General features: G+C 58.1%; 7 protein-coding genes and 1 tRNA gene. 5 read left to right on the top strand and 3 right to left on the bottom strand.

The features are described from left to right. Nucleotides 1–411: 411 nt before the first annotated feature. Genes HUU60_12710 through HUU60_12700 form a run of 3 tightly spaced genes read left to right on the top strand, consistent with a single transcriptional unit; the run spans nucleotide 412 to nucleotide 3,704 of the window. Nucleotides 412–1,824 (top strand): amidophosphoribosyltransferase, encoded by a 1,413-nt coding sequence (locus HUU60_12710; GenBank protein NUL83560.1) that lies wholly within the window; start codon nucleotides 412–414, stop codon nucleotides 1,822–1,824. Between the two features lie 6 nt (nucleotides 1,825–1,830). Beyond that, nucleotides 1,831–2,619, top strand: a complete 789-nt coding sequence (locus HUU60_12705; GenBank protein NUL83559.1) for an MBL fold metallo-hydrolase — start codon at nucleotides 1,831–1,833, stop codon at nucleotides 2,617–2,619. After that, nucleotides 2,616–3,704: a DUF1080 domain-containing protein gene (locus HUU60_12700; protein NUL83558.1), complete on the top strand. Its 1,089-nt coding sequence runs from the start codon at nucleotides 2,616–2,618 to the stop codon at nucleotides 3,702–3,704. Before HUU60_12705 ends, HUU60_12700 begins: the two co-directional genes overlap by 4 nt. Here HUU60_12700 and HUU60_12695 read toward each other — a convergent pair. Both HUU60_12695 and HUU60_12690 read right to left on the bottom strand, forming a co-directional pair. Next, nucleotides 3,701–4,078, bottom strand: a complete 378-nt coding sequence (locus tag HUU60_12695; protein ID NUL83557.1) for a YraN family protein — start codon at nucleotides 4,076–4,078, stop codon at nucleotides 3,701–3,703. The genes HUU60_12700 and HUU60_12695 overlap by 4 nt on opposite strands. Continuing rightward, nucleotides 4,057–4,659, bottom strand: a complete 603-nt coding sequence (locus tag HUU60_12690) for a ribonuclease HII (GenBank protein NUL83556.1) — start codon at nucleotides 4,657–4,659, stop codon at nucleotides 4,057–4,059. The genes HUU60_12695 and HUU60_12690 overlap by 22 nt, the downstream gene beginning before the upstream one ends. A gap of 113 nt (nucleotides 4,660–4,772) precedes the next feature. On the opposite strand from HUU60_12690, the gene HUU60_12685 reads away from it, so the two are divergent. Then, entirely contained in the window at nucleotides 4,773–6,611 is a 1,839-nt protein-coding gene (locus HUU60_12685) for a hypothetical protein (protein NUL83555.1), read from the top strand. Nucleotides 6,612–6,647: 36 nt separating this feature from the next. After that, nucleotides 6,648–7,487: a deoxyribonuclease IV gene (locus HUU60_12680; GenBank protein ID NUL83554.1), complete on the top strand. Its 840-nt coding sequence runs from the start codon at nucleotides 6,648–6,650 to the stop codon at nucleotides 7,485–7,487. Nucleotides 7,488–7,492: 5 nt separating this feature from the next. On the opposite strand, the gene HUU60_12675 is transcribed toward HUU60_12680, so the two are convergent. Next, nucleotides 7,493–7,569 (bottom strand) — tRNA-Met (locus HUU60_12675). Nucleotides 7,570–7,718 lie beyond the last annotated feature (149 nt).

The following is a 7,718-nucleotide window of genomic DNA, read 5'->3' as shown; positions in this document are numbered from 1 at the left end:
CTCCGCGTTTGGGGAGGGGACTGAAGACGGACGAGGTCCAGAGACCGCGAGCCGAGGGCCTAGACCCTCCGCACCGAACGGCGGGTGTGGAGGGTTAAAGGAACGTAGGGTGTAGAGGCAAAAGAATCTCTTTCGTTCCCCTCCCTAAACTCGCCAGAGTTTGGGGAGGGGATACAGGGGAGGGGCACAATCGCCCGAGATAGACCGATGTTCATCCATGAAACGGATTGGGCGCCCGCCAAACCGCCGGGGGCATCGAACGAACAGCGATCCCTTGTATCCTTATAGGTCGAGGGACTCCGGGCTGGCGTTAGAGCGCTTGCGGCACGCCAGGCTTCTGCCTGGCAGAAGACAACGGGGCCGCCCGGAAGGGCGGCGTTCCATCCGATCGGAAGGTACACTCTATATCCAATGCCCGGGGATCGGCCAAGGGAAGAGTGCGGGATATTCGCCGCTTGCGCGCCAGGCCGCGATGCCGCTCGGCTTACCTATTTCGGTTTGTTTGCCCTTCAGCACCGCGGACAGGAGAGCGCCGGCATCGCTGTATCGGACGGCCAGACCGTGCAGATGCACAAGGACATGGGCTTGGTCGCGCGCGTGTTCGACGAGGCGACGCTAAGCAGCCTGAAAGGCGGTTTGGCGGTCGGGCACACTCGATATTCCACCACGGGCAGCAGCGCGCTGCGCAACGCCCAACCCATTGCCTGCACCACTCAGACCGGCGATACCGCGGTGGCGCACAACGGCAATCTGGTTAACGCCGCTCAACTTCGGCGCGAGTTGGAGAGCCAAGGCGCGACGTTCGAAAGCACCAACGATTCGGAGGTGATCGCTCGCCTGATTGCCAGCGAGGACGGCGAAGATATTGTGGAATCGGTGGCTCGGGCGATGTCTCGAATGAGCGGCGCCTACTCTCTGGCCATCCTAACGCCTACGCAGATCATTGGCGCGCGCGATGCGTTCGGCGTGCGGCCGCTCAGCATCGGCAAGATTGGCGACCATTACGTTTTAGCGTCCGAGACGTGCGCCTTTCCCCCTGTGGGCGCCCGATATGTGCGCGACGTGCTGCCCGGCGAGATCGTGGTGATCGACGAGGGCGGCCTGCGATCGTTTACCGGCGTTCCGGCAGCCCGAGAGGCGCTCTGCATGTTCGAACTGATCTACTTTGCCCGTCCCGACAGCCATCTGTACAGCGGATTGTTGTACGAGACAAGGCGGCGCATGGGCAAGCAGTTGGCGATCGAGCACCCGGCCGAGGCGGATCTGGTGATCCCCGTGCCCGATTCGGGCGTGCCGGCGGCGATTGGCTTTGCCGAGGCGTCTGGCATCCCGTTTGGCGAGGGGCTGATTAAGAATCGCTACGTTCAGCGCACGTTTATCCAGCCGGACCAAAGCCTGCGCGAGCTGAGCGTTCGGCTAAAGCTAGTGCCGCTGACCGACGCCATCCGCGGCAAACGCATCGTGATGGTGGACGACAGCATTGTAAGGGGCACGACGATCAAGCAGATCGTGCATCTGCTTTTCGACGCAGGCGCCAAGGAAGTGCATTGCCGGATAACCGCGCCGCCCATCCGGCACGCCTGTTATTACGGCATCGACATGGCGAACGAGCGCGAACTGGTGGCCGCGAACCAGACGGTGGAGGATATTCGCCAACAGATCGGCGCCGATTCGCTCGGTTATTTGAGCATCGGTGGGCTGGTGAAGGCGGTCGGCCAGCCTCGCGGTCGGTTTTGTCTGGCCTGTTTTGACGGCGAGTATCCGATCGAGATTCCCGATGGCGCGCGCCCAGAGCGCGACGTGTTTGAGAAGGCTCCCGTTTAGCGACGCATGAAGGCAAGAGCGATCGTGATCGGCAGCGGCACCTCGACCGGGGTACCGATGATCGGTTGCCGATGTCCCGTATGTCTGAGCGACGACCCAAAGAACCAGCGCGCGCGGCCCGCGATTGCGATCGATGCGCCGACCGGACGAATCCTGGTCGATGCGCCTCAGGAGCTTCGGTTGCAGTTGTTGCGCTTTGGTCTGGACGACCGAATGGACGCTGCGCTGATCACGCACACCCATGCAGATCATATCTTTGGACTGGACGATTTGCGCGGCTTTACCGAGATGACGGGGCGGGCTATACCTGTCTATGCAGAACAAGCCGCGCTGGACGATTTGGAGCGCGTTTTTCGCTACATCCGTTTTCCTGCGCCCGCGGGCGCCAGCAAGCCGCTGATCGAGTTTCATCGGATAGAAGGCGATTTCGACCTGTGCGGGCTAAGGGTGGAGCCTTTGCGCGTTTATCACGGCGACATGCCGATATTGGCCTTTCGTTTCGGTTCGTTGGCCTATGTTACGGACGTTAAGCGCATTCCGCCAGAAAGTTGGGATCGGCTATCGGGGCTGGACTTTTTGATATTAGATGCGGTTCGAATTGCGCCGCACCCGACGCATTACAACTTAGAAGAGGCGCTGGCGGTGATTGCCGAGCTTAAGCCGAAACGCGCCGCGCTGACCCATTTGGCGCACGATTTTGACCATGAGGCGACGAACAGGGAGCTTCCCGCCAGCGTCGAACTATGCTACGATGGGATGACGATCGAGTTTGAGGCACAGGAGGCGTTACGATGAGGGTTTTATTTGCAATCTTATACATTGTGGGTCTTTGTTGGGCTCAGACGATCAGCCTGCTGGGCGAGCCTTATAAGTTGAAGATCTACGACGGTCCGCCTTGGCTGTTCGAAGGTCAAGAGCTGATAGGCCCCAAAGATGCGAGCGGTTGGATCGGAACGGAAGAGGAGTACGAGGATTTCGAGCTTACTGGCGAGTATTGGATCGACCGAGGCGAGACGCACGAATCGAACAGCGGGATTTTCATTCGTGCCTCAAGGCAAGGTCAGCCTTGGATCGATGGGTATGAGCTTCAAATCAGCCTTCAGGATGAGAAGAATCCTACTGGAAGCCTCTACAACCGCGTTCCGACCAGCCTTGAATTGATGAAGCGGCTGACGCCGGAAAAGCAATGGAACAAGTTCGCCATTCGCGCCGAGGGTGCGCGCATTCGGGCTTGGTACAACGGAGAGCAGGTTCAGGATGCGACGCTCAATGTTCGTACTAAGGGCGTGATTGGATTTCAGCAGCATCACCCTGGTGTAACGGTGCGGTATCGCAACCTTAAGATCGAGCCTCTGCCAAAGCCCAAAGACGAGTGGGCGCCTCTCTTCAACGGCAAAGATCTGACCGGTTGGGAGGCCAAGGGCAAGGCCAAGTGGGAGGTTGTCGATGGCGTTTTGCGCGGCAGCGGCGAGATGGGGCATCTGTTCAGCATGGCGTCGTTCAAGGACTTTGAACTGAGGGGAATGTTCAAGATTACGCCCAACGGCAACAGCGGCTTCTACTTTCGCGCTCGCCCGCCAGCCTCCAATCCCGACAGCTGGCCAGAAGGTTTGGAAGCGCAGATCTGGAACCGCGGCGGGGATTATTCGACCGGATCGCTGTATGGCCGGGTTCGCGCGCCCGAGATTACGACGCGAGACGAGGCTTGGTTTTCTATGCGGGTGTTGGCGGAGGGGAAGCGCGTTCGGATCTATGTCAACGGACGGCAGACGGTCGATACACAGGTGGAGGATTTTTTAGAAGGGCGGGTTGCCATCCAGTGCCACGATCCGAGATCGACGATCGAAGCGCGGGACCTCTGGATTCGGGAGATTCGTTAAGGCATCGCGCCTTCTGGCGGAAAGAAGGCGTTTGGGACGTGCTCGATCTCGGTTGCGGCGCCAATCTTTCGGATAGCGACGACATCGAAGCGACAATCGACTTGAGTGAGATCGTTCTCGGCCAAGTATCGGGCGGCGGATTTGGCCAACCGTGCGATCTTGCGGTTGTCCATGCTGATAAGAGGGTCGCCGTATGCGTCGGATAGGCGGTATTTGACCTCTACGAACACCAGGCAATCGCCGTCGCGGGCGATCAAATCGATCTCTGCGCCTCGGCGCGTCCAGTTCTTGTCGATGATTTCGTAGCCCAGCCGGGTCAGGAACTCGGCGGCCATCTGCTCGCCTTCGGCGCCTATTTGTCTTGAATGAGGCATGATTGTCGGTTTCGAGCTTCGATCACGGGCAGATAGTTGCGATGGATGGGCGCCGGGCCGTAACTGATCAGCGCTTGTTTGTGAAGATTCGTGCCATAGCCTTTGTGCCGAGAGAAGCCATAGTTGGGGTAGAGCCGGTCGTAATCGAGCATGATGCGGTCTCTTATAACCTTAGCTACGATCGACGCTGCAGCGATTTCAAGGTAGGTCGCATCGCCGTCGATCACGGCTTTTTGGCTGATCTTGAGCGAGCTAATCGTGTACTTGCCGTCGATCAATACGCCTCTTGGTTGCATAGGGAGTTGACAAATCGCCTGTTTCATAGCCAATAGAGATGAGTGGTGAGGATTGAGGCGATCGACGATGTAAGAGGGCACGGCGGCCACCCCGATGCTGACGGCTTGCTGAAGTATGCAGTCATAGGCCGACTCCCGTTGTTCATGGGTCAGGAGTTTAGAATCGTTCACCAGCGGGAGGTCGACCGTGGGCGGCAAGACGACGGCTGCGGCCACCAAAGGTCCGGCCAGGGGGCCTCGACCTGCCTCATCTGCACCGGCAAACCATTCGGGCGCCCTCTGCATGGTCTACGTTTCGCCCGAGGACGAGGGCTCCCTGCCAGAACCTGGCAATCTTATCGGCGTTCGATAAGGCGGTCGAACCCGATAATCGATCTTGGATTAGCATGGAGGCCGTCATGAGATTCTCCGCATCGATCGTGTTCGCCGGACTGATAAGTTTAGGAATTGCGCAGGAAACTATCACAATTTTGCCTCGAGCCATGACTTATGGCGAGTTGGCCGCAGCCCTGTCGACTCCCGAACGCTCGGTCATTTGCTCTAAGAACGTCAAAGAGAGGGCTCTCTTCATCGCCCTTTACGAGCGGGATTGGACGTTTGCAAGAAGGCTCCTGGAATCTGAACTGGGCGTTCGGTTTTCGGAGCAGAAAGACGGCGCCTGGTTTATGGATGCGGACAGCACGATCGAGAAGCAGGAAGCCGCATGGCGCCAGAGCTATATGCAGTCATTCGCTCAGACTGTGCAAAACCAAGTTCAGAAGTGGATGGTTTCTGCTAGTTCGAGTTTTAGGACGACCCAACTTGATCTGCTTGACATGGAGAGCAACGAGAGAGCGTTAAGGGAGAGGCTGGAGCAGAACGGCACCAATCCCTACGCCGACCCTGAGTATTGGAAGTTAGTCGGCGCCTATCAAGAAAAGAGTTGGCTTGGCAGCATTGATGCCTGGGCTTCTCTCAATGCAATGCTCAACGTCGATTCGGCCGGGTTTTATCCGACGCTGTTCAAGCAGGGCTGGGCGGTGGGAACGCAGCCGATCGGCAATCTGCTGAACGGGGTCTCTGCGCGAGACGCGCGAGAACTGATCAAGTTTGACCATACGCCTTCTGAATTCGATCACTTCGTCTTTTCGGTCGAGTTCGACCTGTTTGCGCGGTGTCTCATCGGCCGTTGCGACGTATCGGGGCCCAACGGTCCAGGCAGCTACGGCGCCCTGTCGCCATTCGTCATCCGAGGCGAGCCGGTCGATTTTGAGTTTCGGCCAGCGGGCAAACTGGACGATCGAGCGGCTAGCAAAGCGTTCGTACAGACGGGGAATGCGAATCGAAAGTTCCTTGTGCCGACCGGTCAGGACTTTTCGCTTTCACAGGTCATAGAGATTTACTCGAACGAGTTTGGCGCAGAGGTCGTGATGGAGCTCTTCCCGGCTCGCGAACAGGGCGCTTGGTGGATGCCGCGACTGATGAGCGGGCGGATTAGCTTAGCCGACATTGTAAAAGGCTGGCAACCGGCAGTCTCTGTCTATACGCACAAGAACGAAGGCCAAGGGCTGTTCTATCAAACCTGGTTGGGAGTCGATTTATCGAACCCGACCGAGTTAGAGAAGGAGTTCGATCGGGTCTTCTCATGGTCTTTTGTAGAGGATGATGGAGTCTTAAGGGTGAGAAATCGGATGCGATTCCTGGATAGGGTTCAGGGTTATCCGTTCGAAGCCTTCTTTGCGTTCGAGAGAGCGGTGAAGTCGGGCAAGGATGGTCCGCTTTCAGTTCGCGCAATGCTCAATTATTGCCGTGCGGTTTCGCCAGAACAGAACGCGGCATGGGCTAGGGTAAACCGAAGCGTCTATTCGAACGGGGCTCCATACAGGGGCGTGGATATGTCGGCTATCGCCGAGGCATACCCTCTATTAAGCGCGATCGACCGCAGTCCGGTCGGCGCGAACTTGGTGGAGTCTTTAGAAAAGGGCGCGGCGGTAACCATAGAAATGTCTAAGTTTCCATCGCAGGAATTTAACAAAACTGCCACTGCTCTGCGAGCTCTCGGACCTCGGTACCCCCAATCCTGGCATCCAAGATTGATCGAGTCGCTGAGAAGAAGCGCTATCTATCTCTTCCCTAAAGAAGACAAGAGAACCGGTCGCGTTACGCTGGAGGCGATGTTGGTCCCGCCCAAGAACTCTGGCGTCAACTTTGGTCCGATTTCCACGGAAATCCGGGAGTTCTTGGGCGGGAACAACTGAGCAGGAGCCAAGCAGTCTCCACAGAAAGAGTCGTTCATGGATCGGCTATTAGGCGCGCACATGCCCACGGCGGGCGGCGTTCACAAGGCGCTATATTCGGGCAAGGCGATCGGTTGCACCTCGGTTCAGATTTTCACCGCCAGTCCGCGCCAATGGAAGAGCAATCCCTTGAGCGACGAGGCGATCGAGGCTTGGAAGGCGGGGCAACAGGAAACCGGCATCCAATCGACCGTTTCTCACGCGGCCTATCTCATTAACCTCGCGGCGACCGATGAGGCAGTTTGGCGGCAGTCTTACGATGCCTATCTGCAAGAGCTTCACCGCTGTTGCCAATTGGGGGTGCGGTACGCGGTCGTCCACATGGGCTCGCACTTAGGGCAGGGAGAGGACGTTGGCATCGACCGGTTGATCGAGACGTTCAAGCTGCTTCTCGAAGAGATGCCCGAGGGCTGCCTGCCGGCATTGGAGACAATGGCCGGGCAGGGAAGCGCGCTGTGCTATCGATTCGAGCACTTTGCTCGGCTGTTCGACGCAGTGCCCGACAAGAGGCTGACGGTTTGCGCCGATACCTGCCACCTTTTTGCCGCGGGATACGACCTTCGTACTCAAGAAGCCTACGATGAGACAATGGCCGAGTTTGATCGGCTGGTCGGTATCGAACGTCTGAGCGTGTGGCATGTGAACGACAGTAAGAAACCGTTAGGCAGCCGGGTCGACCGACACGATCACATCGGCCACGGCGAGATCGGCGAAGGCGGCTTTAGGGCGCTGATGAAGGATGCGAGGTTTCGGAACGTGCCGCTCTTGTTGGAGACGCCCGAAGTCGACGACTTTCCCAAAGACTTGGCGACGCTGAAGAGATTAGAAGCGGAGTAGCGAATTGGGTGCGGGGGGAGGATTTGAACCTCCGACCTCCGGGTTATGAGCCCGACGAGCTACCAGACTGCTCTACCCCGCGCCGTTGGTACCAGCAAGATTACCTCATGTAACGGACGATTGTCAACCTCTCTCGTGCTGAGGGATGAGGGTCCAGACTTCGTCCGGGGGGACTTGGCCCCATTCGGGGTCGTCGGCTGCGGGGTAGGTTTCTTGGGCGGCGTTCAGCAC

It is taken from the genome of Armatimonadota bacterium (genome assembly GCA_013359125.1).
GTDB lineage: Bacteria > Armatimonadota > Fimbriimonadia > Fimbriimonadales > GBS-DC > JABWCR01.
This window is presented reverse-complemented; position numbering and strand designations above follow the sequence as displayed.